The organism is Paracoccus angustae, from assembly GCF_042648745.1.
Classification (GTDB): domain Bacteria; phylum Pseudomonadota; class Alphaproteobacteria; order Rhodobacterales; family Rhodobacteraceae; genus Paracoccus; species Paracoccus angustae.
In genome coordinates, this window is record NZ_JBHRXY010000009.1 from 60704 (window position 1) to 87463 (window position 26760).

Below are 26760 nucleotides of genomic sequence, written 5' to 3' on the forward strand. Positions count from 1 at the left end.
CTTACCAGGTGTGGCGCAGGGTCACGGCAACCTCTCGGCCCGGATTGTAGTAATCCGCGGTGCCGCGCCCGACCACATGCTGGTCGTCGAGCAGGTTGGTGACATTCACGGCCAGGGTCGTGTTGTCCTGCACCCGGTAATTGAACGCCGCGTCCAGCGTGACCGACGATTCGGCCTTGCCCGTGTCGTTCGAGATCGCGAAGTAATACGATCCGACATAGCGCGCGCCCAGGCCAAAGGTCATGTCGCCGCGCGTGTCGTTGCCCGGCAGGGTATAGTTCACCCACAGCGACGCCAGGTGCCGGGGCACCTCTGAGAACTCGTTGCCCTCCACCTCCGCGCCCCGGATCGGGCCGGACCGCACGACCTCGGACTTCATGTAGGAATAGGAGGCGATCACGTCGAGATTGTTCGCAAGCTCGGCCTTGCCTTCCAGGTCGATCCCGCGCACCCGCTGTTCGCCCACCAGTTCGCGGGTGATGTTGCCGTCGTCCTGCACCACGGCCACGGTGACGTTGTTCTTGGTCAGGTCATAAACCGAGGCCGAGATCAGCGCGGTCGTCCCGGCGGGCTGATACTTGACGCCCAGCTCGTATTGCTCGCCCCGTTCCGGTTCGACGCCGATGACCGGAGGCGCGACGGATTCGACATAGCTGACGTAAGTCGAGACCTCGGGCGTGATCTTGTAGGTCAGCGCGCCGCGGATCGAGGTTTCCGAGAAATCGCTGGCCGAACGGACGCCGTTCAGGGTTTCGTCGATGTCCAGCCAGTCGTGGCGCAGGCCTACGGTCGCAATGAAGCGGTCGTCAAAGGACAGGTTCTGCTGCACGAACAGCGATTGCGTGCTGTAATCGTTGTCGCGCAGTTCGTAAGGGGTCAGAACGGTGGGCGCGCCGGCATAAACGGGATCGGCCACGTCGATCGGATCGATCGCCCGGCCGACGAGATTGCCTTCCTCGTCGAAAACGGGGCCGTAATAGAACGGCGCGCCGCTGGTCGAGGCGTCGCGGAATTCCAGCCCGGCAAGGGTGCTGCTGTCGAACCGCTCGAAGCTGCGGTCGTATTGCAGGATGACGTTGCCGATCAGTTCCTCGGCCGTGTTTTCGCCGCCGAAATAGGCGCGTTCGACGAGGTTGCCGGTCCGCAGGCTGTCAAGCAGATAGACATAGCCGAAATCGCTTTTCAGGTCGCTGTAGCGCAGGTTCGCGCGCAGGTTCAGGCCGTTGTCGAAGTCGTGTTCCAGCAGGCCGGTGATGCTGGCGCGCTCGACGTTCTGGTCATTGAAGCCGGGCTCGCCGAAGAATTCGTCGCGGTCGTATTCGCGGTCGGTCGGATAGCCGCCGCTGTTGGGGGTGTTTTCGCGTTTCAGGTAATCCGCGACCACGCTCAGCTTGGTGGCGTCGGTGGGCTGCCAGGACAGGCCGCCCATCAGGAAACGCGAATCGTTGCGGGAGTTGTCGTAGTCCCGTTCCCCGTCCTGGACCTTGCCGGTCAGGCGATAGGCCAGCGTGCCTTCGGCGTTCAGCACGTCGCCCGCGTCGAAGCCGTATTCCGCATTGCGCGGCGATCCCACGGACCCGTAAACCTCTCCGAACCGCTCGAAGCGCGGCTGCTTGGTCACGAAGTTGATCGTGCCGCCCGGATCCGAGGTGCCGAACAGGGTCGAGTTGCCGCCCCGGATCACCTCGGTCCGTTCGAAGGCATAGGGTTCCTCGCGCGCGCTGCGCATGGAGCCCAGCGTCAGCCCGTCGCGATAGGTCGTCGCCTGAAAGCCGCGCACCAGGAAATACTCGTTGCGGTCGTCGGTGCCGTAATAGTCGGTGTGGATGCCCGCCGAATAGTTCAGCACCTCCTCCAGCGTGTCCGCGTCGCGGTCGCGGACCTCCTTTTCGGTGACCACGGACACCGAGGCCGGAGTGTCCAGGATGCTGGTCGCCACCTTGCCGCCGGTCCACAGTTCCTGGGCGACGATGGAATTCGCGTCGTCGTCGGCCTGGCCGTCCGCGTTGATCAGGATCGGCGACAGGCGATAAGGGGATTCCTCGGACCCGGTTCCGGCGTCCTGGGCCAGGGCCTGGGTCGCGATCAGCGCCGTGCAGCCCAGCAGCAGGGCCGTCAGGGTGCGGCGCGTGCCGCACGAAATGTCATGTGCCATGGATCAAAGTCCCGCATGGGTGTTGTCGTTGCCGCTGGCTGCCGCCGGATCAGAGAGGGTCCGCGGCTGGCTGGCCTGTGGAATGACCTTGTGCCCTCCGCGCCCGGTCGGGGGCGGAAACGGCGCGGCGATCATGCTGGCGCGGCTTGTAGGACCGCCGGACCGAAGCTGTCTTGTAGAATCCCACTTTTTTTGTCGGAATCATCGGGAAAGTGTTAAAGCCGGCGCGGGCAGCCCCGCTGCCGGGGTTGACGCGGCCCGTCCGACGCGAAAAAGCCTGCCGTGCTCAAGGAGATCGCGCCCATGATCCGTCTCGTTCCGTGCCTTGCCGCCACGCTTGCCCCGGCCCTTGCCGTGGCGCAGGACTATCCTCTGGCCATCCCCCACGCCTTCGGCACCACCACCATCGCCGAAAAGCCGCGGCGCGTGGCGACCGTCAATTCCGGCAACCACGAGGTTCCCCTGGCGCTTGGCGTGGTGCCGGTGGGAATGGCCGCCGCGAACTATGGCGACAACAATGGCGACGGCCTGCTGCCCTGGGTGGCCGAGCGGCTCGAGGAACTGGGCGCCGAACCGCCCGTCCTGTTCGACGAAGGCGACGGTATCGACTTCGAGGCGGTGGCCGCGACCGAGCCCGACGTGATCCTGGCCGCCTATTCGGGTCTCAGCCGGGCCGATTACGACACGCTGTCCCAGATCGCCCCGGTGGTGGCCTATCCCGACGGGGCCTGGACAACCGAATGGCGGCAGATGATCCGCATGAACAGCGCCGGCATGGGGCTTGCCGCGGAAGGCGAGGCCCTGGTCGCGCGGATGGAGGCCCGCATCGCCGAGGCCATCGCCCGCCACCCGCAACTGGCGGGCAAGACCGCGATGTTCGTGACGCATCTGGACGCCACGAACCTGTCGGTCGTCAACTTCTACAGCGCCCATGACACGCGGGTGAAGTTCTTCGGGGATCTGGGCCTGGCGATGCCGAAAAGCGTGATCGAGGCCACGCAGCCCGGGCAGTTCTTCGGATCGGTCAGCGCCGAGCGGATCGACGCCTTCGACGACGTGGACATCCTTGTGACCTACGGCGGCGCGCCCCTGCTCGAGGCGATGAAGGCCGATCCGCTGATGGCGCACATGCCCGCCGTGGCGAACGAGGCCATTGTGATGCTGGGCAACGACCCCCTGGGCAATGCCGCCAACCCGACCCCCCTATCCCTGCCCTATCTGGTGGACGATTACGCCGCCCTTCTGGCCGAGGCGGCGCGGAAATCCCCATGACGGCCGCCGCCCGTCCGCTGCCGCGCGCCCAGGCCGGGCGCCGCTCGACCCGCAGGCGCCTGTTCTGGCTGGCGGCGGGCCTGGCGCTGCTGGCGCTGCTGTGCGCCTTGTCCGTCGCCGTCGGCACCCGGGACGTGGGCGGGAACGACATCGCCGCCGCGCTGCGGGGGCGGGTGGACACGATCGCCCGGGCGGCCGTGGCCGCGCGGATCCCGCGCACCGTTCTGGCGGCCCTGGCGGGGGCGGCGCTCGGGGTGGCGGGCGCCGTCATGCAGGGCGTGACGCGCAACCCCCTGGCCGATCCGGGCATCCTGGGGGTGAACATGGGCGCCTCGCTGGCGGTCGCCGTGGCGGTGGCCTTTTTCGGCATCAGTTCCGCCCAGGCCTATGTCTGGGTGGCGGTCGCGGGGGCCGGGGCCACGGCGGTCTTCGTTTATGCCGTCGGATCGCTGGGGCGCGGCGGGCCGACGCCGCTGAAGCTGGCGCTGGCGGGCGTTGCGACCTCGGTCGCCTTTGTGTCGCTGGTGCTGGCGGTGATGCTGTCCCACAGCGAGGTCGCGGGCGGGCTGCAATCCTGGCAGATCGGCGGCGTGGGCGGGGCGACCTTCGCGCGCATGGTCCATGTGCTGCCCTTTCTGGCCGCGGGCTTCGCCATCAGCCTGGGCTGCGCAAGAAAGCTGAACTCTCTGGCGCTTGGCGACGACATGGCGGCGGGATTGGGCGAACGCGTGGCGCCGGCGCGCGGGCTGGCCGCGCTGGGGGCGGTCCTGCTGTGCGGGGCGACAACGGCGATCTGCGGGCCGATCGCCTTTGTGGGCCTGATGGTGCCGCATCTGTGCCGCTTGCTGGTGGGCGTCGATCACCGCTGGCTGCTGCCCTTTTCGGCCCTTGCCGGAGCCTGCCTGCTGATCGCATCCGACATCGCGGGCCGCCTGATCGCCCGCCCGTCCGAGCTTGACGTGGGCATCGTCACCGCCTTTGTCGGCGCGCCTTTCTTCATCTGGATCGTTCGGCGGGCACGGGTGCGGGAACTATGAGCGCCGCCCATCTTGTCGCCGCGATCCGCCTGCGCCGGATGCGGCGGCGCACCATGGTCGTCGGGGGCGCGCTGGCGCTGCTGCTGGCGGGTCTGGCGCTGACGCTGACGATGGGGCAATCCTTTGTGCCGCCCGGCACCGTGCTGCGCGTGCTGGCGGGCCAGGACGTGCCCGGCGCGTCCTTTACCGTGGGCCAGCTGCGCCTGCCCCGCGCGGTGTTGTCGGTGCTGGCCGGGCTGTCCTTTGGGCTTGGCGGCGCGGCCTTCCAGATCATGCTGCGCAATCCGCTGGCCAGCCCCGACATCATCGGCATCAGCCGGGGCGCCAGCGCGGCTGCGGTGTTCGCCATCGTGGTTCTGGAAACCGACGGACCCATGGTGCCGGTTTTCGCGGTTCTGGCGGGACTTGGGGTCGCCATGCTGATCTATGGCCTGTCGCACCGGGGCGGCGTCGCGGGCACGCGGCTGATCCTGATCGGCATCGGCGTCTCGGCCATGCTGGACAGCTTCATCGCCTATACCCTGTCCCGCGCGCCGTCCTGGGATCTGGCCGAGGCGATGCGCTGGCTGGGCGGCAGCGTGAACGGCGCGCAGCTGTCCCAGGCCGTGCCGCTGCTGGCGTCGCTGGCCGTCTTCGGCGGGCTTCTGGTCAGCCGCGCCCGCGATCTGGAAGCCTTGCGGCTTGGCGACGACGCCGCCGCGGCGCTTGGCACGAATGTGCCCCTGACGCGCCTGCTGGTCGTCGTCGCCGCCGTGGGCCTGATCGCGGTCGCCACCGCCATCACCGGGCCGGTGGCCTTTGTGGCCTTTCTGTCCGGTCCCATCGCCGCGCGGATCCTGGGGCCGAACGGGTCGGCGCTGATCCCGGCGGGGCTGGTCGGCGCGCTTCTGGTTCTGGGGGGCGATTACGCGGGCCAGTTCCTGCTGCCCGCGCGCTTTCCCGTGGGCGTCGTCACCGGCGCCCTAGGCGCGCCCTACCTGATCTGGCTGATCGTGCGCGTGAACCGCGCCGGAGGATCGTTGTGAGCAACCATTCCCTTTCCGTCCGCGGCCTTGTCGCGGGCTACGCCGACCGGACGATCCTGCAAGGCCTGGACCTGGAGGTGCTGCCGGGCCGGATCACCGCCATCGTGGGCGCCAACGCCTGCGGGAAATCGACGCTGCTGCGGACCATGTCGCGGCTTTTGTCCCCGCGCGCGGGGCAGGTGCTTCTGGACGGCACGGCGATCCACCGCATGGCCCCCCGCCAGGTCGCGCGGGTCATGGGCCTTTTGCCGCAATCGCCCATCGCCCCCGAGGGCATCACCGTGGCCGATCTGGTCGGCCGGGGCCGCCATCCCCATCACGGCATCCTGTCGCGCTGGTCGCCCCGGGACGATCAGGCGGTCGCCGCCGCGCTGGAGGTCACCAGAACCACCGACCTTGCCGAACGCGCGGTGGACGAGCTGTCGGGCGGGCAGCGCCAGCGCGTCTGGATCGCCATGGCGCTGGCCCAGGAAACCGACCTGCTGCTGCTGGACGAACCCACGACCTTTCTGGACATCAGCCACCAGGTCGAGGTTCTGGATCTGCTGACCGACCTCAACCACCGGCGCGGCACCACGGTGGTGATGGTGCTGCACGACCTGAACCTGGCGGCGCGCTATGCCGATCATCTGGTGGCGATGGCGGGCGGCACCCTGCACGCCCAGGGCGCGCCCGAGGAGGTGCTGACCGAGGCCAACGTGCGCGCGGTGTTCGGGCTGGACAGCCGGATCATCCCCGATCCGACCTCGGGACGGCCGATGATGCTGCCCATCGGGCGGCACCGGATGGCGGCGGAATAAGCCCGCCCCCGGCAGGGGCGGGCGAGGGCGCCGTCAGGCGACGGGGTCCAACTGCCGCCGCGCGTCGAAGCGGTCGGCATTCATCACCTTGGACCAGGCGCGGCCGAAATCGCGCACGAACTTGGCCTTGCAGTCGTCCTGGGCATAAACCTCGGCAATGGCGCGCAGCTGCGAGTTCGAGCCGAAGATCAGGTCCACGCGCGTCGCCGTCCAGCGATGCGCGCCCGTCTGGCGGTCGGTGCCGTCGAAGACCATCTGGTCGTCGTTCTGCGCCTTCCACACCGTGTCCATCGACAGCAGGTTGACGAAGAAGTCGTTCGTCAACTGGCCCGGACGGGTCGTCAGCACGCCATGGTCGGTGTGGTCCCAGTTGGCGTCCAGCGCGCGCAGGCCGCCCACCAGAACCGTCATCTCGGGCGCGGTCAGGGTCAGCAGCTGCGCCCGGTCGATCAGCAGTTCTTCCGCCGGGACGTTGAACTTCTGGCGCTGATAGTTGCGGAAGCCGTCGGCCAAAGGCTCCATCCAGTCGAAGCTTTCCACGTCGGTCTGGTCTTGGGTGGCGTCGCCCCGGCCTGGGATGAAGTCCAGCGCCAGGTCATGGCCGGCGGCCTTGGCGGCGGCTTCCACCGCCGCATCGCCCCCAAGCACGATCAGGTCGGCCATCGAGACCTTTTTCGCGCCCTTGGCGTCGAAATCGGCCTTGATGCCCTCCAGAACATTCAGAACCTTGGCAAGCTGCTGCGGCTGGTTCGCTTCCCAGTCCTTTTGCGGGGCCAGCCGGATCCGCGCGCCGTTGGCGCCGCCGCGGTAGTCCGATCCCCGGAAGGTCGAGGCCGAGGCCCAGGCGGTGGCGATCAGTTCCGGCCCGGTCAGGCCCGAGGCCAGCACCTGCGCCTTGAGCGCCGCCACATCCGCTGCATCCACCAGCGGGTGGTCCGGCGCGGGGATCGGATCCTGCCAGATCAGGTCTTCCGACGGCACCTCGGGGCCTTCGTACAGCACCTTCGGTCCCATGTCGCGGTGGGTCAGCTTGAACCAGGCGCGGGCGAAGGCGTCGGCGAACTGGTCGGGGTTGTTCAGGAACCGCAGCGAGATCTCGCGATAGACCGGGTCCTCGCGCAGCGACAGGTCGGTGGTCAGCATCGACGGGGCGATCTTCTTGGACGGATCGTGCGCGTCGGGCACCGTGCCAGCGCCCGCGCCGTCCTTGGGCTTCCACTGCCAGGCGCCTGCCGGGGATTTCGTCAACTCCCATTCATATTCGAACAGGTTCTTGAAGAAGCCCATGCTCCATTGCGTGGGGGTCTGGGTCCAGACGACCTCGAGCCCCGAGGAGATCGCATCCGCGCCATGGCCCTTGCCGAACTTGCTGACCCAGCCGAGGCCCTGCAACTCGATGGCCGAACCTTCGGGATCGACGTCAACATGCGACGCCTCGCCCGCGCCATGGGTCTTGCCGAAGGTATGGCCGCCCGCGATCAGCGCCACGGTTTCCTCGTCGTTCATGGCCATGCGCTTGAAGGTCTCGCGGATGTCGCGCGCGGCGGCCACCGGGTCGGGCTTGCCGTCGGGGCCTTCGGGGTTCACGTAGATCAGACCCATCTGCACGGCGGCCAGCGGGCTGTCCAGTTCCCGGTCGCCCTTGTAGCGGCTGTTGGGGTTGTCGCTCAGCGCCAGCCATTCGGTTTCCGAACCCCAATAGATGTCCTCGGCCGGTTCCCAGACGTCGGGGCGCCCGCCGCCGAAGCCGAAGGTCTTGAAGCCCATGGATTCCAGCGCGACGTTGCCCGTCAGGATCAGCAGGTCCGCCCATGACAGGCTGTTGCCGTACTTGCGCTTGATCGGCCACAGCAGGCGCCGGGCCTTGTCCAGGTTCACGTTGTCGGGCCAGGAGTTCAGCGGCGCGAACCGCTGCGCCCCCGCCCGCGCGCCGCCCCGCCCGTCGGCGGTGCGATAGGTGCCGGCGCTGTGCCAGGCCATGCGCACGAACAGCGGCCCGTAATGGCCCCAGTCGGCGGGCCACCAGTCCTGGCTGTCGGTCATCAGCGCCCGCAGGTCGGCCTTGACGGCATCGAGGTCCAGCTTGCGGAACGCCTCGGCATAGTTGAAATCCGCGCCCAGCGGGTTCGACTGTTCGTTGTTCTGGTGCAGGATCTTAAGGTTCAGCTGTTCCGGCCACCATTCACGGTTCGACCGCGCCTTGGCCCGCGTGTTGCGGTTGCCGCCGTGCTGGATCGGGCAAAGCGCGCCCGCGCTTGGGGTCTTGTCGTCCATGTCGTCCTCCTTGGATCCGCGGCCTTGGGCCGGGCCTGGGTGCCCGAGCCGGGCCGCTTGCGCGGCCGCGCCTGGCAGGGGCCTTCGAAGCGATGGAATAGAATCTGAAGACGCGGGAATCAATGCGGCTTTCGTGCCGGCGCCAGCCTGCCGCCCTTCACGCGCCGGTCACCTGGACCCGGCCAGAGGATCTTTCGATGCCGACGGGATCGGATTTGTCTTGGTCGGTCCTCGGCCTTTTATCGGCACGGCCGAAGAAAACTCTGACCCGGAAAACGCCGCCGCGTTCGGCGGCGCGGGCGCGGACAACGATACCGGTCTGCCGGTCCGGGGCCAAGGCCGGGAATGACAGCGCCGCCGACCTGGCGGCCCCTTCCCCGGCTGCGCCCCGTCCGCATCCGCAAGCGTGCGCCTGGCGCGGGCGTTTCCCCGGCCGATCTGGCCGTTTCGCCCCGACACCGCATCCCGCCCCGGCACCGCATCCCGCCGCGCTCGCGCATCGCGCAGAAGATGTCCAGCACGCCCGAGGCGCCGGCCGCGGCCAAGCAGCTGCCGGACCTGGACGGGATCGACATCGCCCACGACCTGGACCGCGTGACCCACCGTGACCCATCGTGACCCATGTCCCGTTCGACAGCCGCCAGATCGTCATGGCGAACGGGGGCCGAGACCGAATCGCCGCACACCGGCGCGCAGGCGCAGGATTCGGCCGGACCCGCGGCGCGCGCGGAGATCTTCGCGACCGTTCCCGCACTGCGCCAGGGCGCGGAACGGCCTGCCGCCCGCCCGGTTCCGGCGGGATGGCCGGGCGCAAGCTGCCCGTCCGGCACCGCCGGAACCACCCGCCCCCGGTCGCATGAGGGCGCGGCGCCCTTCCTGCCGGCCAGGGCGGCGTTTGTCCCGGACCCCCCGGCCTTGGGGGGAAAAATCTTGCTGTTCCCGTTCTTCCGCCTGGCAACCAATCCTTTCCGTGATCGGTTCTGCGAAGGCCCCTTCGGGCAAGGGGCGCAAGGAAGGGCTTTCCATGACAACACAGCAGATGCTTGCCTTCGCCATCGTCGGGGTGATGATGGTTCTGTTCATCTGGGGCAGGCTTCGGTACGACGTGGTGGCGATGCTGGCGCTGCTGGCATCGCTGCTGGCGGGCACGGTCGCGCCCGACGACGCCTTTGCGGGCTTTTCCGACGACATCGTGATCATCGTGGGCAGCGCCCTGGTGGTCAGCGCCGCCGTGTCGCGGTCGGGCCTGATCGAGGCGGCGCTGCGCTGGCTGGTGCGCAAGCTGACCACCATGGGGGTGCAGCTTCTGGTGCTGGTGGGCACGGTCACGCTGCTGTCCTCGCTGGTGAAAAACATCGGCGCCTTGGCGATGATGATGCCCGCCGCGCTGAAGATGGCCCGGAAATCCGGTCAGTCGCCCTCGCTTTACCTGATGCCGATGTCCTTCGGCTCGCTTCTGGGGGGGCTGATCACGCTGGTGGGCACCTCGCCAAACATCATCGTCTCGGGCGTGCGCGAGGAGATGACCGGCCGTCCCTTCCGCATGTTCGACTTCGCGCCCGTGGGCCTGGGCCTGTCGGCCGTGGGCGTGGCCTTTCTGATGTTCGCCTGGCGCCTGCTGCCGTCCGACCGCCGCGCCACCGCTTCCCTGGGCGAGGCGGTGAGGATCAGCGACTACAACACCGAGGCCACGGTGCCGGAAGGGTCGCCCACGGTGGGCATGACAATCGGCGCCCTGATCGGCCTTGCCGATGCCGAGATCACCGTGACCGGCCTGATCCGGGGCGGCGAGCGGCGCAAGGTGGTGCTGTTCGACACCGTGATCGAGGCGGGCGACATCCTGCTGCTGCGCGGCGAACCCGACGGGCTGGAGCGCGCCGTGGCCAAGGGCGGGCTGGAACTGACCGGGCATGACACCGCGTCCAGGCTGGAACTGCCGCCCAGCAAGATCGGCGTGATCGAGGCGGTGACCACCGCCACCTCGGCCATGGTGGGCAAGAGCGTGGGCAGCATCCGGCTGTTCGACGAACAGGGGGTCAGCCTTTTGGCGGTGTCGCGGTCGGGCCACCGGATGACCGAGCGGCTGTCCAAGACCCGGCTGCAAGCGGGCGACGTGCTGCTGCTGCAAGGCCCGGTCGAGGTGCTGCCCGAACGCATCCGCACGCTGGGCCTGCTGCCCTTGGCCGAACGCAGCCTCAGCATCGGCAGCGTTCGCAAGGAACTGATGCCGATCGCGATCCTGGGCGCGGCCATGGGGCTGACCGCCGCCGGCATCCTGCCGGTCGCCGTCGCCTTTTTCGGCGCGGCGGTGCTGATGATCGCGACCGGCGCGATCAGCCCCGAACGCGCCTACGAGGCCGTTGAATGGCCGCTTCTGATTATGCTGGGCACGCTGATCCCGGTCAGCGGGGCCTTGCAGACCACCGGCGGCACCGACCTGATCGGCGCCTGGCTGTCGGATGTGGCGACCGGGCTGCCGGTCTGGGGGGCGGTGGCGCTGATCATGGTCGCGGCCATGGCGGTGACGCCCTTCCTGAACAACGCCGCGACCGTGCTGGTGATGGCGCCCATCGCCGTGACCTTCGCGGACACGCTGGGCTATGCGCCCGAGGCCTTCCTGATGGCGGTCGCCGTGGGCGCGGGCTGCGATTTCCTGACCCCCATCGGCCACCAGTGCAACACGCTGGTGATGGGACCGGGGGGGTACCGCTTCAGCGACTATCCCCGGTTGGGCCTGCCCCTGTCGGTTCTGGTGGTGCTGACCGGAGTGCCGCTGATCCTGACGGTCTGGCCGGTCTGATCCGCGCCGGGGCGGGCCGAATTTCGGCAGGCGCCCCGGCCCCGATCCGGCGAAGGCCCCAAGGACCCGGCCGGCGGGCGCCGGCTTTTCGCGGTGGCAAACGGGCGGGGGAAACGCGCGCGTTTCCCCCGCCCCTGCCCGCGGCCAGAATTGTCCTGTTCCAGCAGGAAACGCCGTTCCGTTCTAGCGGGCCGACGACACCCGGCGCGGCGCCTCGCGCTTGGCGAAGCGCAGCACGGCATAGCCCGCAAGACCGGAAATCAGCGATCCGATCAGGATGCCGATCTTGGCCTCGTCCTGGAGCAGAGGCTCGCTGAAGGCCAGAAGCGAGATGAACAGGCTCATGGTGAAGCCGATCCCGCACAAAAGCGTCGTCCCGAGCATCTGCCACCAGCTTGCGCCCGAGGGCAGATCGGCCCAGTCCAGCCGCACCAGAATAAAGACCGCGCCAAAGATGCCGACCAACTTGCCCAATGACAGGCCCGCCGCAACGCCCAGGGTGACGGGGGCCAGCAGCGCATCGGTCCCGACGCCCGCAAAGCTGACGCCCGCGTTGGCAAAGCCGAAGATCGGAACGATGAAATAGGCCACCGGCGCGATCAGCGCATGTTCCAGCCGGTGCAGCGGACTTTCGGATGGCCGGGCCTCGGGGGTGCCCGGGGTCCGCTTGAGGGGAACGGTCAGGGCCAGAAGAACGCCCGCGATGGTGGCGTGGATGCCCGACTGCAAGACGAAGAACCACAACACCGCACCCAGCGCCAGATAAGGCCAAAGCTGGCGCACGCCGAACCGGTTCAGCCCGACAAGCGCGGCCACGACTGCCGCCGACAGTGCCAGATAGGCCGACGAGACATCCGACGTATAGAACAGCCCGATCACGATAACCGCGCCCAGGTCGTCGATGATCGCCAGCGCCGCCAGGAACACCTTGAGCGAGGTCGGCACCCGCGGCCCCAGCAGCGAGATCACCCCGAGCGCGAAGGCGATGTCGGTGGCCGACGGAATGGCCCAGCCGTGTTCCGCCCCCGTGCCTGCGGTGAAAAACAGATAGATCAGCGCCGGAACCGCCATGCCCGCCGCCGCGGCCGCGCCCGGCAGGATGCGGCGCGGCCAGGACGACAGATGACCGTCCACCATCTCTCGCTTGATTTCCAGGCCGACCATCAGGAAGAACACCGCCATCAGCGCGTCGTTGATCCAGTGGGCGATCGACAGCGGTCCGAGATAAACGTGGAGCATGTCGAAATAAGCCTCGGACCAGGGCGAATTGGCGACAATCAGCGCCAGCACGGCCGAGCCCATCAGAAGGATGCCCCCCGACGCCTCGCTGTCCAGAAACTTGCGGATGGTGTTTTGGATAAGACCTGCCATTGACGGCCCCTTTGTCAGAAACGGTTGCAACCAGTCTCCGTATTCAGGGGTGGTCCCTGGGCGCACGCAGCACACGCCATGGCCCCGGATCATATTCAACGAAATCCGCCGATCAAGAGGGTTGGGGATGCGTTCTGATCTCTCGCAGCCATTCGCGCCAGATGGCGACCAGCAGGGCCATCAGCACCGGCCCCACGAACAGTCCGACGATGCCCATGGTCTTGACGCCCCCCACCAGCCCGAAAAAGGTGGGCAGGAAGGGCATCTTGACCGGGCCGCCGACCAGCACCGGGCGGATGGTCTTGTCCACCACGAACAACTCGATCGAGCCCCACAGGAACAAGAGGATCCCTGCCAGGGGTGATCCGCTGGCCGCCAGATAGATCGACACCAGCGTGAAGCACAGGGGCGCGCCGCCGGGGATCAGCGCCATGAACCCGGTGATCACGCCCAGCGTCACCGGCGAGGGCACGCCCGCGATCCAGTAGGCGATGCCCAGGATCACGCCCTCGCCCATGGCGATCAGGGCCATGCCGGTGACGGTGGCGCTGATGGTCAGCGGCACCACGCGCGACAGCCGTTCCCAGCGGCGGGGCAGGATGCGGGCGCCGACGATGTCGATCTGGCCCGCGATCTTGTGGCCGTCGCGATAGAACACGAACAGCGCGATCAGCATGAACAAAAGGTTCAGCGCCAGGTGGAAGGCCACGTTGCCCGCCGCCAGAACGCTGCGATAGATGGACGCGATGGTGCTGCCGCTGGTCAGCTGCACCAGTTCGGCGATGGCGCCGGGACGGCCGATATGGCGGGACCATTGCTCGTCGATCCAGTCGCCGATCTGCGGCAGCTCGGTCATCCACAGGGGCGTGGGCGCGCCGTTGGCGTTCACGGCGAACCCCCAATAGATCCATTGCTGCAATTCGCGGAACGCATACAGCAGCGCCATCGCGATCGGAACCAGCAGAAAGAACACGATCACCAGAATGAACAGCGCCGCGGTGGTGGTGCGGTCGATCCCCAGGCCCCGCTGCACGCTGCGCGACAGGGGCCAGCTGGCAAAGGCGATGATCGTCGCGGCCAGCACCGGCACCAGAAAGCCGTGAAAGAAATAGGCCGCCGCGGCGATGATGAAGACCAGCAGCCAGCGCGCGGCGGAAATGTCGCTGATCAGGGGAAAGGGCGTCACCGGTTCGTCCGGTTCGGGCGCGTCGCGCCTTGGCGTCGCGTGATGGGGTTCGATCATGCCATGGCGCCCGTGTCTTCGATTGCTGCTGCTTTCATGACTGTTGCATTGTTGATCGCCGCGTCAACCCGTCTTGCAGGGAATCGGCCGCCCGGCCCTTGCGGGCGGGGACGCGACCGAATAGCCCCCTGGGCTTTGACCGGGGCGCCCCATGTCCATCCTTGCCATCGACTTCGGAACCTCGAATTCGGCCGCCGCCATTCTCGAGAACGGCGCGGTCCGGCGCCTGGCCGTCGAGGCGGGGTCCGACACCCTGCCCACCGCCGTCTTCTTTCCCGCCCGCGGCGGGGCGATGCGGATCGGCGACGCCGCGGCGAAGGCGCTGGCCGGGGCCGAGGAAGGCCGCTACATGCGCGCGCTGAAAAGCGTGCTGGGCACGCCCCTGCTGCACGAGCAGCGCCTTGTCGGCGGCAGGCGGCGCAGCCTGGCCCAGGTGATCGCGGCCTTTCTGGCCGAACTGCGCCACCGGGCCGAAGCCGCGGCGGGGCGGTCCTTCACCCGCGCCCTGTCCGGCAGGCCGGTCCATTTTCACCCCGATCCCGCCCGCGACGCCCAGGCGGAATCCGACCTGCGCGCCTGCTATCGCGCGGCGGGCTTCGCCGAGATCGCCTTTATGCCCGAACCAGAAGCCGCCGCGCTTGCCTGCGGGAACGGCGGCGCCGCGGGTGAAATCGGGCTGATCGTGGATATCGGCGGCGGCACCTCGGACTTCTCGGTGTACCGGGCCGAAGGCGGGCGGGTCCGCATCCTGGCCAGCCACGGGATCCGTCTGGGGGGCACCGATTTCGACCAGGCGGTGTCCCTGACCCATGCCATGCCGCATCTGGGACACGGATCGCAGCTGCGGCGCGAGATGGGGCCGGGCCTTCTGCCGGTGCCCAACGCGATCTATGCCGATCTGGCGTCCTGGGCGCATATCCCTTTTGCCTATACGCCGGAAAACCGCAGGCAGGCGCAGCAGATGGCGCGCCTGGCGGTGGACCCCGCGCGGCTGGACCGGCTGGCCGCGGTGCTGCGGGACGAACTGGGCCACGACCTGGCCTTCGCCGTGGAGCGCGGCAAGATCGCGGCCAACGGCGGCAGCGGCACCCGGATCGCCATGGGCTTCGTCGAACCGGGTCTGGCCGCGCCGATCAGCGCCGCATCCCTGCGCGACGCCTTACAGGACCACGGCCGCGCCCTGGAGCAGGCCTTGGCCAAGACCCTGGGCCGCGCAGGCCTGTCGCCCGCCGACATCGGCGCCGTGGTGCTGGTCGGCGGGTCCAGCCTGATGGAGCTGGTGTCCGATCTGGCCGCCCGGCAGCTGCCCGACGCCCGGATCCGCCGGTCCGAGGCCTTCACCGCCGTGGTCGATGGTCTGGCATTGGCCACGGCGGCGGAACAGTGTTCCTGACCGCGCCGGATCCGCAGGAAATGCTGGTTTTTCACACAGTCTAAACTTGCATCTGGGGCGGGGCTGGCCGATAGCGTGGCCCGACCTGACTCGGGCAGCACATGCTGCCAGGCAAAGAGAGTTGATGCCATGAACAGCCATTCCAGCACCGGCCTTGCCCCGGCCAGCCTGACGCATTTGCAGCGCCTGGAAGCCGAAAGCATCCACATCATGCGCGAGGTGGTGGCGAATGCCGAAAACCCGGTGATGCTGTATTCCGTGGGCAAGGATTCGGCCTGCATGCTGCACCTGGCGCGCAAGGCCTTCCACCCTGCCCCGCCGCCCTTTCCGCTGCTGCATGTGGACACGACCTGGAAATTCCGGGCGATGTACGAACTGCGCGACCGGGCGGCCAAGGCGGCGGGCATGGACCTGATCGTCCACCACAACCCCGAGGCCATGGCCCAGGGCATCAACCCCTTCGACCACGGCCCCCTGCACACCGACATGTGGAAGACCGAGGGACTGAAGCAGGCGCTGACGAAGTACAATTTCGACGTGGCCTTCGGCGGCGCGCGCCGCGACGAGGAGAAATCCCGCGCCAAGGAGCGGATCTTCTCGTTCCGGTCCGCGAACCACCGCTGGGATCCCAAGAACCAGCGGCCGGAACTGTGGAAGCTGTACAACACCCGCAAGGCCAAGGACGAATCGATCCGGGTCTTTCCGCTGTCGAACTGGACGGAACTCGACATCTGGCAATACATCCACCTGGAAAACATCGAGATCGTGCCGCTGTATTTCAGCGAGCCGCGCCCGGTGGTGGAACGCGACGGCTTGCTGATCATGGTCGATGACGACCGTTTCCCGCTGCGCCCCGGCGAAACCCCTCGGATGCGGTCGGTCCGGTTCCGCACCCTGGGCTGCTATCCCCTGACCGGGGCCGTAGAATCCGATGCCCGGACCCTGCCCGAGGTGATCCAGGAAATGCTGCTGACCACCACGTCCGAACGCCAGGGCCGCGCCATCGACAAGGACCAGGCCGCGTCCATGGAGAAGAAGAAGCAAGAGGGGTATTTCTGATGAACGCCCAGGATCCGATCTATGTCACCGACGAACTGATCGCCCGCGACATCGACGCCTATCTGCTGAAGCACCAGCACAAGACCATGCTGCGCTTCATCACCTGCGGCTCGGTCGATGACGGCAAGTCCACGCTGATCGGCCGGCTGCTGTACGACAGCAAGATGATCTTCGAGGATCAGCTGGCCTCGCTGGAAGCCGACAGCAAGGTGTCCGGCACCCAGGGGGGCGAGATCGACTTCGCCCTGCTGGTCGACGGCCTGGCCGCGGAACGCGAACAGGGCATCACCATCGACGTGGCCTATCGCTTTTTCGCCACCGACAAGCGCAAGTTCATCGTGGCCGACACGCCCGGCCATGAACAATACACCCGCAACATGGTCACGGGCGCCTCGACCGCCGATCTGGCGGTGATCCTGATCGACGCGCGCCAGGGCGTGCTGACCCAGACCCGGCGGCATTCCTATCTGGTGAACCTGCTGGGCATCAGGAACATCGTGCTGGCCGTCAACAAGATGGACCTGGTCGATTATTCGGCCGAGCGGTTCTACGAGATCGTCGCGGACTATTCCCACTTCGCCAAGCAGATCGGCATGGACAGCTTCCTGCCGATCCCGATTTCCGGGCTGAAGGGCGACAACATCGTCACGAAAAGCCCCGCCATGCACTGGTATCAGGGGCCGACCCTGCTGGGCCATCTGGAAGACGCGCCGGTCAACGACATGCGGATGGGGGACCGCCCCTTCCGCATGGCGGTGCAATGGGTCAACCGCCCGCATCTGGATTTCCGCGGCTTCGCGGGCCAGATCAGCGCCGGGACGGTGCGGCCGGGCGACGCGATCCGGGTCCTGCCCTCGGGCAAGGTGACAACCGTCAAGTCGATCGCGACCTTCGACGGCGACCTGGCCCAGGCGGTCGCGGGCCAGTCCGTGACGCTGACCTTCGCCGACGAGATCGACTGCTCGCGCGGCGACGTGATCGTGCAGGCCGACGCGCCCTGCGAGGTGGCCGACCAGTTCGAGGCCACGCTGGTCTGGATGTCGGAACAGGAGATGCTGCCGGGTCGCCCCTATCTGCTCAAGATCGGCACCCAGACCGTCAGCGCCACCATCACCGAGCCGAAATACGAGGTGAACGTCAACACGATGGAGCATCTGGCCTCCAAGACGCTGGGCCTCAATGCCATCGGCGTGGTCAATATCTCAACCGACCGGCCCGTCCCCTTCGAGGCTTACGGCGACAATCCCGACCTGGGCGGCTTTATCCTGATCGACCGGATGACCAACGCCACCATTGCCGCCGGGATGCTGCATTTCGCGCTGCGCCGGTCGCAGAACATCCACTGGCAGGCCACCGACGTGAACCGCGAGGCGCACGCCGCGCAGAAGAACCAGCGCGCCAAGGTGGTCTGGTTCACCGGCCTGTCGGGTTCGGGCAAGTCCACCATCGCCAACATCGTCGAACGCAAGCTGCACGCGATGGGCAAGCACACCTTTCTTCTGGACGGCGACAATGTGCGCCACGGGCTGAACCGCGACCTGGGCTTCACCGATGCCGACCGCGTCGAAAACGTCCGCCGCGTGGGCGAGGTCGCGAAGCTGATGACCGATGCCGGGCTGATCGTGCTGACGGCCTTCATCTCGCCCTTCCGGTCGGAACGGCGGATGGTCCGCGACATGATGGCATCGGGCGAGTTCCTGGAGGTTTATGTCGATACCCCGCTGGAGGTGGCCGAGGCCCGCGATGTGAAGGGCCTTTACAAAAAGGCGCGGTCGGGCCAGTTGAAGAACTTCACCGGCATCGACAGCCCCTACGAGGCGCCGGAGCGGGCCGAACTGGTGGTCAACACCGTGACCCTGTCCGCCGAGGAAGCCGCCGACCGCGTGGTCGAGGCGATCCTGTCCCAAGGCTGAGCGCGGCTTTCGCGCGGGGCATGACACGGCCAGCAGGCAGCCCTTTGGGGCTGCCTTTTCCTTGACCGGCGCGCCAGGGAAAGGGCTGCGCGGTCAGGCGGCAGGCTGCCAGTCCATCCGGGAAAAGTCCTCGCGGAAGGCGAAGCGCGCCAGATGGCTGTCGATGATGCCTTGCAGGCGTTCCACGGCGGCCGCATCCGCACCCGCGACGGTGCATTGCAGATCCCCGTCCCGGGCGATCAGCCGCGCCTGGCCCATCTCGAAGGCGATGAAGCCCTCGTCCCCGTCGACGGTGGCGGGGATCTTGTGGCCGAAATGCTTGCACAGCTGCTTCATGTAGCCATGGGCGTTGCCGGTCGCGAAATGGCCGGTGCTGCTGAGTTCGATGTTCATCGGCTTGTCCTGATCTGTGGTGGCATCTGCCCGCAACTGGCGCCGGCGAGCCGGGCTTGTCAACGCGCGGACCGCCCGCGGGGGCTTTGACGCTTTTGCCGATTCGCCGCGGGCGCAGGAACCCGCCCACCCGTAAAACGTTGGTCGCGCGTAGTAGAATTGCTTCTGGGCAATGGTTTAACGAGTGAGGCCCGCCATGTTCATGGCGGGCATTTCGCATTTTCGTCCGGGCGATGTCAGAACCCGAAGATGTCGTCGGCCACCCCCTCGACCGTCAGCTTCTGTCCCGCGACAAGGATCCGGTCGCCGCCGCCAAGGTCAACCACGACGCCCGCCGCGGTCTTGGCCATGTGGTCGCGCATGAACACCGCCGGGCTGGCCTCCAGACGGTCGGCGTCGATGAGCAGCCGGTCGATGCCATGCTGATACCCCTGGATGGTGTCGGCCCCGCCGCCGGTCTGAAAGACGAAGCTGTCCGCCCCTGCGCCTCCGTTCAGCAGGTCCCTGCCCGCGCCGCCGTTCAGCATGTCGTTGCCGTCGCCGCCCGCCAGCGTGTCGTTGCCGCTTTCGCCCATCACCCGGTCGTTGCCCGCGCCGCCGTTCATCGCATCGTGGTCGCCGCCTCCGAACAGGCGGTCATTGGCCGCGCCGCCCCAGATCCGGTCGTTGCCGCCAGCCCCCAGCAGCATGTCGTTGCCATTCTCGCCGGACAGGAAATCGTGACCGATGCCCCCTTGCAGCGTGTCGTATCCGTCCCCGCCGATCAGCTTGTCGGCGCCCAAGCCGCCCAGCAGATGGTCGTTGCCTGCACCGCCGTTCAGGCTGTCGTTGCCGGCCCCCGCCGCAACCCAGTCATCGCCGCCCAGGGCGAAGACCTTGTCGTTCCGCGCGATCAGCCGATAATCGTCGCCGCGCGCGGTGCCCGCCGTCGCCGTCGTGAAGACCCGGCCGTCAAAGTCCTCTTCCCAGGCCGCGCGCGTCTGCATGGCCGTGTTCGGCCGAGGTTCCGCCACGCGCAGGAAGCCGCCCTTGTCCACCCGCACCTGCCCGTCCGTGTCGGCAAAGTTCTGGGTCGCCATCAGCACCTTGTAGTCGCGGCCCCCGAGGGTCATGAACCCGACCTCCAGCCCGATCCCGACAAAGGCCGCATCGCTCATGATGTTGGCGTAATGGCCGGGGCTATTCATCAGGTTCTGGTGCAGCTGGCGGATTTCGTCGCGCAGGTCGCCGTCGCCCTGGACGCTGACATAGGCGATGTTTTCCGCCGTTGTCCATGACCCGGCTAGATCGAAGCCCGCCGCCTCGATCCTCTGGCGGGCCGAGGATCCGCCCTGCCCCGTATGGGAAAAGACGTCGGCGTTCAGCATCCAGCGACTATGCGCCTCGGACGAATCGTTCAGGCGTTTTTCCATGGTCAGCGGCGCCAAACCATCAGCCCGGCGGGCTTGGTTGACCAGACTGGCGAAGTAACGCTCGTTGGCGGTGGCATAGGACATGGCGGGCCTTCGGACAGGATGAGAAATTTATGGCCACACAATCGTAACGCGAAATGTGTGAAAAGTTCCTTACCGGACAACCTTGATGCGCGATTTCGTCAATAATCCCGCTCGAAATAGATCCCCAAGGTGCTGTCGCCTTCCGTGCCGACCGATCCGCGCGCGGTCAGCGAGTCCGTCACGTCCAGGTTCAGGTTCAACGAGCTTTTGCCGTCCGCGCCGACCTGGACATCGGTATACAGGTTCTCGGACAGGTATTTGCCCGCGCGGACCTGCACGTTTCCTTCGTCGTCGGTCGCCAGATCCAGGTCGTCGAGGCCCACCTGATTGCGCAGGTTGCCGATGATGCCTTCGCCCCCGCGCCCGGCCAGAACGGCGATGGCGTTGGCAAGCTGGGCGGCCTGAAGCGGGCTGATATTGGCAAGGCCCTGGCCGAACAGCAGCTGGGACAGCACCTCCTCCTCGGGCAGTTCGGGCGAGGATTCGAAGGTGATCTCGGGGTCGCGCACCTCTCCGTCGATGATGATGCGGGTGGTGATGCCGTCCTGTTCAGTTTCGGCCACCAGGCGGATCACGGGGATCAGGCTGCCTTGCAGTTCCACCAGCCCTTCGTTCAGGTCGAACCGCTTGCCCAGCAGGTCCACCCGGCCCCGGATCAGTTCCAGAAAGCCGATGGGGATGGCGTTGCGCGTCGTGCCCTGCACCTGCATCGTTCCGCCCAGTTCGGCATCCACGCCGCGCCCCCGGATGAAAACCCGGTTCGGCGCATTGATGACCAGATCCAGGCGCGGCGGCGCGGCGGGCGGGGTCGAGGGCGGCCCGGCCAAGCCCGCCTCGCGCGCGGCGTCTCCCGGATAGGGCTCCAGCCCCGCCTTGGCGCGGGTGGACCGCACGGGCCGCGTGTCGCCCACGTGGTTGATGTCGGGGATCGCCTTGGTCCCGCCAAGCCCGGTCGAGGGGATGCGGATCTCGGTCTCGCCCAGGTCGATGGTGCCGGAAATCAGCGGACCCTCGGCATTGCGGCCCGACATGCGCAGGCGGCCGTTGATCTCGGTCTGGTACAGGTTCGGGTCGCGCGCGATCACCCGGTCCAGCACGATCGCCAGATCCAGCGTGCCGCCCGTCAGGTCGACCGGCCCGCTGACCTGCACGCGGCCGCCATTCGCGACATCGGCCGCCGCGTCCACCGTGACGCGCCCGCCCGCCAGATCGGCGGTGGCGTTCACGTTTTCCAGCCGGATGCCGACGCCGGGATCCGCGATCCGGCCGTTCGTCAGCCGGACCCGGCCGCCGAGCGCCTGCAAGGACGGCGCGCCGTTGACGGTCAGGTCGAAGGACAGCGGACCCTCGATGCTGCGGGTGCGGATAAAGGTGTTGGCGATGGATGCGTCGCTGCTGCCGTTGATCCGCAGATCCAGGGTGGAAAAATCGCGCGCGGCGCGGCCCGAAACCTGCACCTGCGTGCTGCCCGGCGCGGTGGCGTTCAGGTTCACGGCAAAGTCGGCGCCTTCCTCGCGGATGGTGCCGCCGGCCTGGACAGGGCCGGGAAACTCCGGCTGGATCAGGCCCAGATCGGCCAGGCGCGCCGTGACGTTCATGCCGCTGGCCGTGTCGCCCTCGGCCTGGATCGACAGTTGCGGGTTCTGGACGTTCAGCCGCTGGAACGAGAGTCCCGCCGGCGACTGCGTGGCCGCGACATCGAAACCGGTCTGGCCCCGCAGCAGCGGATCGACGCGCGGCTGGCCCAGGGACAAACCGTTTGCCGTTCCCGTTGCGGTGATGCGGCGGGTGCCCGCCTGCTGAACCAGCCGGGCTTCGGCGTTCATCGCCCCGCTGATGCCGTTGCCCAGGAAGCGCAGATCCTGGGCGTTCACCTGCGCGGTCACGTCCGTCTGGTCGCCGCCCACGGTTCCCGCGGCGGTCACGCCCAGGCGGGGGTTGTCGATGCGGGCCTGTCCGATGGTGAACACCCCGTTCCGTTCCGTTCCCGTCACCGCCAGCCGGGTTTCCCCTGCCAGCGCGCCGTCCACCTGCGCCTGACCGAAGGCCAGGTCGCGGCCGGTGCCCGAAACCTCCAGCCGCCGGATGCCGTCGCCCGCCTCGCGGAAGCTGCCGGTCAAATCCAGCGCGCCGCGCCAGCCGGAACCGAAGGGGGCCAGCGAGTCCACGCGGACATCGGCGGAAATATCGGTGACGCCGGGACCATAAACGCCCCGGGCGGTGGCGTTCATCTGGTCGTTGACCAGTTCCACGTCGCGCAGGGTGACGGTGCCGTCCCTTTCCTCGGCCTGCACGCGCAGCCGGGTGGCGCCGGTCAGCGCCGCGTCCGCGTTCTGGACGCCGAAGGACAGGTTCTGACCCGATCCGGTCATGTCGATGAAGCGGGTGCCGTCCTGTTCGGTCAGCCGCGCCATGGCGTCGAAGCCGCCGGTCCAGCCGTCGCGGATCGCCGCCAGATCGGGCACCGACAGATCGACGCTGGCATCCAGCGCGCCTGCCGCGAAGCTGCCGCGCCCTTCGGCGCGGATCTGCGGGTTGGCCAGGCGGAACACCTCGACCTCGAACCCTTCGGGCCTTTCGGCGGCCAGAACGGTCAGCGTGGTCGCGCCTTCCAGCGCGTTGTCCAGCGTGTCGATGCCGACGCGCAGATCGGCGGCCTCGCCGCTGACGGTCAGCTGGCGCTGGCCCGCCGCGCCCGAAAGCTTCGCATCCGCCTGGAGCGCCCCCGAAAAGTTCGGATCCGCGTCCTGGAGCGAGGGCATGGAGATGGTGGCGGTCACGTCGCTGGACAGGCTGTTGACATAGCCCTGCGCCTGCGCGGTCAGGCGCTGCGCGTTGACGGCCAGGTTCCCGATCTCGATCCCGGTCGCATCGCGGCGCGCGTCCAGGGTGATGGTGGACTGCCCTTCCAGCAGCCGGTCCAGCTGCGGCTGATCCAGCGCGATGTCGGTGCCGGTCACGGCGGCATCCACGTCGAAGCCGCGCGTCAGAAAGCTGTAATACCCCGTCACGCTTGCGTCCGCCCGCCCCTGCACGTCCCGTCCCGCCAGGGTGGACAGACGCGCCAGATCCTCGTAGCGCGCGTCAAGGTCGGCAGAAACGACAAAGCCGCTGCCAAGTCCCGACAGCAGCAGGAATCCGTCCAAGCCATAGTCGCTGCCGTTGACGGACAGGTCGGTGAACTCCACCGCGTTGCCGGGGGTGAAGTCGAAGCTGGTGCTGCCGGCGATTTCCGGGCCGATGGCCTCGGCAAGACCCGCATCGGCAAAGACCATCTGCCGCGACCCGAAGCGGATGCCGCCGTTCACGGACCCCAGGCTGCCGCCGTCCAGCACCACCGCGCCCGACCCGTCCAGCTGCAACGCGCCCAGCGACACCCCGCCCAGATCCAGCGCGCCCACGCGGCCGTTCAGCACCCATCCCTGGCCCTGGGCGGCGTCGTATCGCAATTCCAGCCGGCCGGATTCGACGGTCGCGTCCTCGCCCGCGAAGGGCAGCGGAACCGGCACCTGGGCCGCGCCCGCGTCCGATCCCAGCGTGATCAGCAGGTTGGCGTTCTGCGGCGCGCCCTGCGCGTTGACGGCCAGATCGCCGTCCAGCGTCAGCGCCTCGGTCGCCAGGTTCAGGGTGGGGATCGCCAGACGGCCGTCGTCGCCGCGCCAGCCTTCGGCCAGCAGCTGCACATCGGGGCCGAAAAAGGTGCGGTTTTCCGGCGCCAGGAGCGAAGCCACGTCGCCGCCCAGTTGCAGGCGGAAATTGGTGCCGGGATTGCCCGCCGCATCCGGCCCGCCGGCCGCGGAAACCCGGCCCGTGACCCGGGGCAGCCCGTCCGTCGCCAGCTTGATGTCCGCGCCGAAATCCCTGATCTGGCCTTCGCCGCTGATTTCCGCCACGACCGAGGGCTTGTCGTAAAGGTCGATCAGGTTGACCAGCAGCCCGTCGGCGGCCTCGTCCAGGGTCAGGTTCACGCGCAGGATCTGGGTTTCATTGGAATAGCCGGCATCCAGGTTGAAGCTGCCGCGCGGGCCGTCCAGCCGCTGGATCGCAAGCTTGGCCTGCCCTTCGCCGCCTTCCAGGCTCATGCCGCCCTGCATGGAAATGGCCGCGGCAAGGCCGATCACGGGTTCGCCCAGTTCCACCCGGTCGGCCCTGATCTGGCTGATGTTGATGGCGACGGGCAGGTCGGGCAGGGCGAATTCGAACTCGCGCGCCTCGGCCGTGGGGGCCTGCGCCTCGCCCTGCGGCAGGCGCGGCAGCAGGATCTCGCGGGCCGACAGTTCCGCGATCTCGATCCGGCCGCGCAGCAGGGCCGAGCGCGTCCACTGGATCGCGCCGTCGTTCAGCGTCAGCCAGACGCCCTCGCCGTCCGCGATGGTGATCCGGCGAAAGGTCGCGCGCGAGGACAGCGCGCCATCGAACCCCTCGATCACCACCTCGCGGCCCGCGCCGGACAGGTTGCGTTCCAGAAGCCGGGTCAGAAAGCCCCGGTCGTCGCTTTCCTGCCGGGAAATCTCGGCCGCGCTTTGCGCCATCGCCGACAGCGGAAACAGGACCGCGAAAAGGATCAGCCAGAATGTGCGCATCAGCCCGGTCTTCATCAGAAAGCCTGTCCCAGTCCCAGATACAGTTGCACGCCGTCGCCGGTGTCTCCTCCGGTCGGTCCGGCCACGTCGAAACGCAGCGGCCCGATGGGCGTGTCGTACCGAACGCCGATCCCCGCCCCCGAGTGCCATGCGCTGCCGCCGTTCCAGCCGTCTTCCGTCCAGACCTCGCCGTAATCGGCGAAGGCCACCAGGCCGATCCGCTCGCGGACCTGAAAGCGCACCTCGGCCGAAAGGGTCGCGATGCTCATCCCGCCGGTCTTGATCGGGCCTTCGGGGCCTTCGATCTCCTCGACGCCCAGGGATTGATAGGGCTGGCCGCGCACCGTGCCGCCCCCGCCCGAAAAGAACAGGTAGTTGCGCGGCGTGTTCCGGATCTCGCTGCCCAGGACGCTGCCGATCCGGGCGCGGCCCGCCAGGGTGAAGCGGTCCTCGGGGCCGAGGGAATAAAAGGCGCGCCCCTCGCCCAGCACCCGGACACCCGAACCGGTGCCGTCGAAGCCCTTGAAGGGGGTGGCGTCGCCTTGCAGGTAATAGCCGCGCCGGGCATTGTTTTCATTGTCGCGCGCGTCCCACATCACGCTGGCGGGCAGGGCCAGAACCTTGAAGTCCGTTTCCTCGCCGCCCTCGTCGTAAACGCGCGAGAACTGGTACTGGACCGCCGTGTCGAAGGTGAAGCGGTCGCTGAAGATGTGGTTGAAGCCCAGGCCGATCGTGCCGGTATCCTCGTCGTAGTCCTCCTCGCGCATGCGCGACAGGCCGGTCAGGACATAGGCGGTGGTGTCGGGCGTGACCGTTGCGGGGCGGTCGATGCGCAGGGTCACTTCCTCGTCCCGGCCGCTGGTGTCCGATCCCATGTCCTTGACCCGCGCGTCGATGCGCAGCCGCTCGCCCCCGCCCAGAAGGTTGCGGTGCATCCAATAGGCGGAAAGCATTGTTCCGTCGCTGGTCGAGATCTCGAACCCCGCGCCGATGCGGCGGGGCTTCTGTTCGACCACGGTCAGGTCGATGTCCATGCTGCCGTCGGGATTGAGCGTTTCCGCCTCTTCCAGGGTGATGGCGGAAAAGACGCCCGACCGGCGCAGGCGCTTGCGCACGTCCTCGACCTCGTCGGGGTCGAACCTTTCGCCTTCGGGCAAGCCCGCGATCTTGTGCAGCCGGCGCGGATCCATGCGGTCGTAGCCGCGCATGTTCAGCCGGCCAAAGGTGACGGCGGGGCCGGGGGCCAGGCCGATGCGGCTGTCCACCACATTGGCGACATGGTCCGCGGTGATCTCCTGGCCGGACACCTCGGCCTTGGCGTGGCCCGCGTCGCGCCAGCCCCGGACCCCCGCCGTGGCAGCGCCGCGGATCGTGCCGGTGCCTGCGGCCTGGCCCTGGCGGTACCCGTCGGGCAGATCGGTGCGGGGGGCCAGCGGGGCGATGGCCGCCCGGGAAAAGCGGAACTGGGGGCCGGTCTGGACGGCCACCACGACCTGCCGGACGCTGGCGGGGGCGTCCAGCGGCGCGATTTCCGCCGCCTCGACGCCGTCCAGGGTGATGTTGATGATGGCGGAGTAGTAACCTTGGTCGTACAGGTTGCCCAGCATCCGCGCGTAATCCGCCCGGGCGGCGGCCAGCACGTCCTGGCCGGTGGTGCGGCCTTCCGACAGGGCGCCCGAGATCAGCGAAGCGTTGCGCAGCGTCCGGTCAAGACCCTCGCCGCCCTGAACCTGGAAGCGCAGGGACACGGGGCCTTCGGTCTCGCTCGGGCCGCCGAACAGCCCCGAGAACGGGTTGGAGGACTGCGCCCAGACCGTGCCCCCGAAGCCTGCGACCGTGGATGCCACCAGCGCCGCCCGCAGATATGCCCGCATCGTTCCTGCCCTTCGCGTGTTCTTGCTTTGAGGGCATTTGAACAGGATCGACCCGGCGAATCCAGCGATTCA

The 26760-nt window shown here is 68.0% G+C and carries 17 protein-coding genes; 9 read left to right on the forward strand and 8 right to left on the reverse strand.

Annotated features, from left to right (window positions below; translation table 11 throughout):
• Position 1 precedes the first annotated feature (1 nt).
• Positions 2–2155, reverse strand: a complete 2154-nt coding sequence (locus tag ACFOM8_RS12545) for a TonB-dependent siderophore receptor (protein ID WP_377761808.1) — start codon at positions 2153–2155, stop codon at positions 2–4.
• 303 nt (positions 2156–2458) lie between these two features.
• Here ACFOM8_RS12545 and ACFOM8_RS12550 point away from each other — a divergent pair, with 303 nt between their 5' ends.
• From ACFOM8_RS12550 to ACFOM8_RS12565, 4 genes are read left to right on the forward strand one after another with little or no spacing between them, the layout of a single operon-like run.
• Entirely contained in the window at positions 2459–3427 is a 969-nt protein-coding gene (locus ACFOM8_RS12550) for an iron-siderophore ABC transporter substrate-binding protein (protein ID WP_377761810.1), read from the forward strand.
• Positions 3424–4464 carry a FecCD family ABC transporter permease gene (locus tag ACFOM8_RS12555; protein ID WP_377761811.1) on the forward strand — a complete coding sequence of 347 codons (1041 nt, stop codon included), beginning with the start codon at positions 3424–3426 and terminating at the stop codon, positions 4462–4464. Before ACFOM8_RS12550 ends, ACFOM8_RS12555 begins: the two co-directional genes overlap by 4 nt.
• Entirely contained in the window at positions 4461–5489 is a 1029-nt protein-coding gene (locus ACFOM8_RS12560) for a FecCD family ABC transporter permease (RefSeq protein WP_377761813.1), read from the forward strand. Before ACFOM8_RS12555 ends, ACFOM8_RS12560 begins: the two co-directional genes overlap by 4 nt.
• Complete coding sequence (locus tag ACFOM8_RS12565) at positions 5486–6289, forward strand: ABC transporter ATP-binding protein (protein WP_377761815.1); 804 nt, start codon at positions 5486–5488, stop codon at positions 6287–6289. The genes ACFOM8_RS12560 and ACFOM8_RS12565 overlap by 4 nt, the downstream gene beginning before the upstream one ends.
• A gap of 33 nt (positions 6290–6322) precedes the next feature.
• Here ACFOM8_RS12565 and katG read toward each other — a convergent pair whose 3' ends face one another.
• Positions 6323–8563 carry a catalase/peroxidase HPI gene (gene katG / locus ACFOM8_RS12570; RefSeq protein ID WP_377761817.1) on the reverse strand — a complete coding sequence of 747 codons (2241 nt, stop codon included), beginning with the start codon at positions 8561–8563 and terminating at the stop codon, positions 6323–6325.
• Positions 8564–8908: 345 nt separating this feature from the next.
• On the opposite strand from katG, the gene ACFOM8_RS12575 reads away from it, so the two are divergent.
• Positions 8909–9181: a hypothetical protein gene (locus ACFOM8_RS12575; RefSeq protein WP_377761819.1), complete on the forward strand. Its 273-nt coding sequence runs from the start codon at positions 8909–8911 to the stop codon at positions 9179–9181.
• A 406-nt stretch (positions 9182–9587) separates the two neighbouring features.
• Complete coding sequence (locus ACFOM8_RS12580) at positions 9588–11363, forward strand: SLC13 family permease (protein WP_377761821.1); 1776 nt, start codon at positions 9588–9590, stop codon at positions 11361–11363.
• A gap of 183 nt (positions 11364–11546) precedes the next feature.
• Here the strand turns inward: ACFOM8_RS12580 and nhaA are convergent, their stop codons facing one another.
• Together nhaA and ACFOM8_RS12590 are read right to left on the reverse strand one after the other, a co-directional pair.
• A complete protein-coding gene (gene nhaA / locus ACFOM8_RS12585; protein ID WP_377761823.1) occupies positions 11547–12734 on the reverse strand; it encodes a Na+/H+ antiporter NhaA in 1188 nt (395 codons plus the stop codon).
• Between the two features lie 112 nt (positions 12735–12846).
• Positions 12847–13977, reverse strand: coding sequence for an AI-2E family transporter (locus ACFOM8_RS12590; RefSeq protein ID WP_377761825.1), 1131 nt, complete (start codon positions 13975–13977; stop codon positions 12847–12849).
• 151 nt (positions 13978–14128) lie between these two features.
• Between ACFOM8_RS12590 and ACFOM8_RS12595 the strand changes: the two genes are divergently transcribed.
• From ACFOM8_RS12595 to cysN, 3 genes are all read left to right on the forward strand, one after another.
• The gene (locus tag ACFOM8_RS12595) at positions 14129–15370 is read left to right on the forward strand and encodes an Hsp70 family protein (RefSeq protein ID WP_377761826.1); all 1242 of its coding nucleotides are present in this window, start codon (positions 14129–14131) and stop codon (positions 15368–15370) included.
• 129 nt (positions 15371–15499) lie between these two features.
• Positions 15500–16429 carry a sulfate adenylyltransferase subunit CysD gene (gene cysD / locus ACFOM8_RS12600; RefSeq protein WP_377761828.1) on the forward strand — a complete coding sequence of 310 codons (930 nt, stop codon included), beginning with the start codon at positions 15500–15502 and terminating at the stop codon, positions 16427–16429.
• The gene (cysN, locus tag ACFOM8_RS12605; RefSeq protein ID WP_377761830.1) at positions 16429–18342 is read left to right on the forward strand and encodes a sulfate adenylyltransferase subunit CysN; all 1914 of its coding nucleotides are present in this window, start codon (positions 16429–16431) and stop codon (positions 18340–18342) included. The genes cysD and cysN overlap by 1 nt, the downstream gene beginning before the upstream one ends.
• Before the next feature lie 93 nt (positions 18343–18435).
• Here the strand turns inward: cysN and ACFOM8_RS12610 are convergent, their stop codons facing one another.
• From ACFOM8_RS12610 to ACFOM8_RS12625, 4 genes are all read right to left on the reverse strand, one after another.
• Positions 18436–18735: a DUF2218 domain-containing protein gene (locus ACFOM8_RS12610; protein ID WP_377761832.1), complete on the reverse strand. Its 300-nt coding sequence runs from the start codon at positions 18733–18735 to the stop codon at positions 18436–18438.
• 236 nt (positions 18736–18971) lie between these two features.
• A complete protein-coding gene (locus ACFOM8_RS12615; RefSeq protein WP_377761834.1) occupies positions 18972–20231 on the reverse strand; it encodes a CAP domain-containing protein in 1260 nt (419 codons plus the stop codon).
• Positions 20232–20329: 98 nt separating this feature from the next.
• Positions 20330–24829 carry a translocation/assembly module TamB domain-containing protein gene (locus tag ACFOM8_RS12620; protein WP_377761835.1) on the reverse strand — a complete coding sequence of 1500 codons (4500 nt, stop codon included), beginning with the start codon at positions 24827–24829 and terminating at the stop codon, positions 20330–20332.
• A complete protein-coding gene (locus tag ACFOM8_RS12625; RefSeq protein WP_377761837.1) occupies positions 24829–26688 on the reverse strand; it encodes an autotransporter assembly complex protein TamA in 1860 nt (619 codons plus the stop codon). Before ACFOM8_RS12625 ends, ACFOM8_RS12620 begins: the two co-directional genes overlap by 1 nt.
• Positions 26689–26760: the final 72 nt, after the last annotated feature.

Excerpts from the sequence above, each read along its gene's own strand:
- ACFOM8_RS12615 (WP_377761834.1), bottom strand. The coding sequence starts at position 20,231 with ATGTCCTATGCCACCGCCAACGAGCGTTACTTCGCCAGTCTGGTCAAC.
- ACFOM8_RS12545 (WP_377761808.1), bottom strand. The coding sequence starts at position 2,155 with ATGGCACATGACATTTCGTGCGGCACGCGCCGCACCCTGACGGCCCTG.
- cysN (WP_377761830.1), top strand. The coding sequence starts at position 16,429 with ATGAACGCCCAGGATCCGATCTATGTCACCGACGAACTGATCGCCCGC.
- nhaA (WP_377761823.1), bottom strand. The coding sequence starts at position 12,734 with ATGGCAGGTCTTATCCAAAACACCATCCGCAAGTTTCTGGACAGCGAG.
- katG (WP_377761817.1), bottom strand. The coding sequence starts at position 8,563 with ATGGACGACAAGACCCCAAGCGCGGGCGCGCTTTGCCCGATCCAGCAC.
- ACFOM8_RS12590 (WP_377761825.1), bottom strand. The coding sequence starts at position 13,977 with ATGATCGAACCCCATCACGCGACGCCAAGGCGCGACGCGCCCGAACCG.
- ACFOM8_RS12595 (WP_377761826.1), top strand. The coding sequence starts at position 14,129 with ATGTCCATCCTTGCCATCGACTTCGGAACCTCGAATTCGGCCGCCGCC.
- ACFOM8_RS12580 (WP_377761821.1), top strand. The coding sequence starts at position 9,588 with ATGACAACACAGCAGATGCTTGCCTTCGCCATCGTCGGGGTGATGATG.
- ACFOM8_RS12560 (WP_377761813.1), top strand. The coding sequence starts at position 4,461 with ATGAGCGCCGCCCATCTTGTCGCCGCGATCCGCCTGCGCCGGATGCGG.
- ACFOM8_RS12625 (WP_377761837.1), bottom strand. The coding sequence starts at position 26,688 with ATGCGGGCATATCTGCGGGCGGCGCTGGTGGCATCCACGGTCGCAGGC.
- cysD (WP_377761828.1), top strand. The coding sequence starts at position 15,500 with ATGAACAGCCATTCCAGCACCGGCCTTGCCCCGGCCAGCCTGACGCAT.
- ACFOM8_RS12555 (WP_377761811.1), top strand. The coding sequence starts at position 3,424 with ATGACGGCCGCCGCCCGTCCGCTGCCGCGCGCCCAGGCCGGGCGCCGC.
- ACFOM8_RS12550 (WP_377761810.1), top strand. The coding sequence starts at position 2,459 with ATGATCCGTCTCGTTCCGTGCCTTGCCGCCACGCTTGCCCCGGCCCTT.
- ACFOM8_RS12610 (WP_377761832.1), bottom strand. The coding sequence starts at position 18,735 with ATGAACATCGAACTCAGCAGCACCGGCCATTTCGCGACCGGCAACGCC.
- ACFOM8_RS12575 (WP_377761819.1), top strand. The coding sequence starts at position 8,909 with ATGACAGCGCCGCCGACCTGGCGGCCCCTTCCCCGGCTGCGCCCCGTC.
- ACFOM8_RS12620 (WP_377761835.1), bottom strand. The coding sequence starts at position 24,829 with ATGAAGACCGGGCTGATGCGCACATTCTGGCTGATCCTTTTCGCGGTC.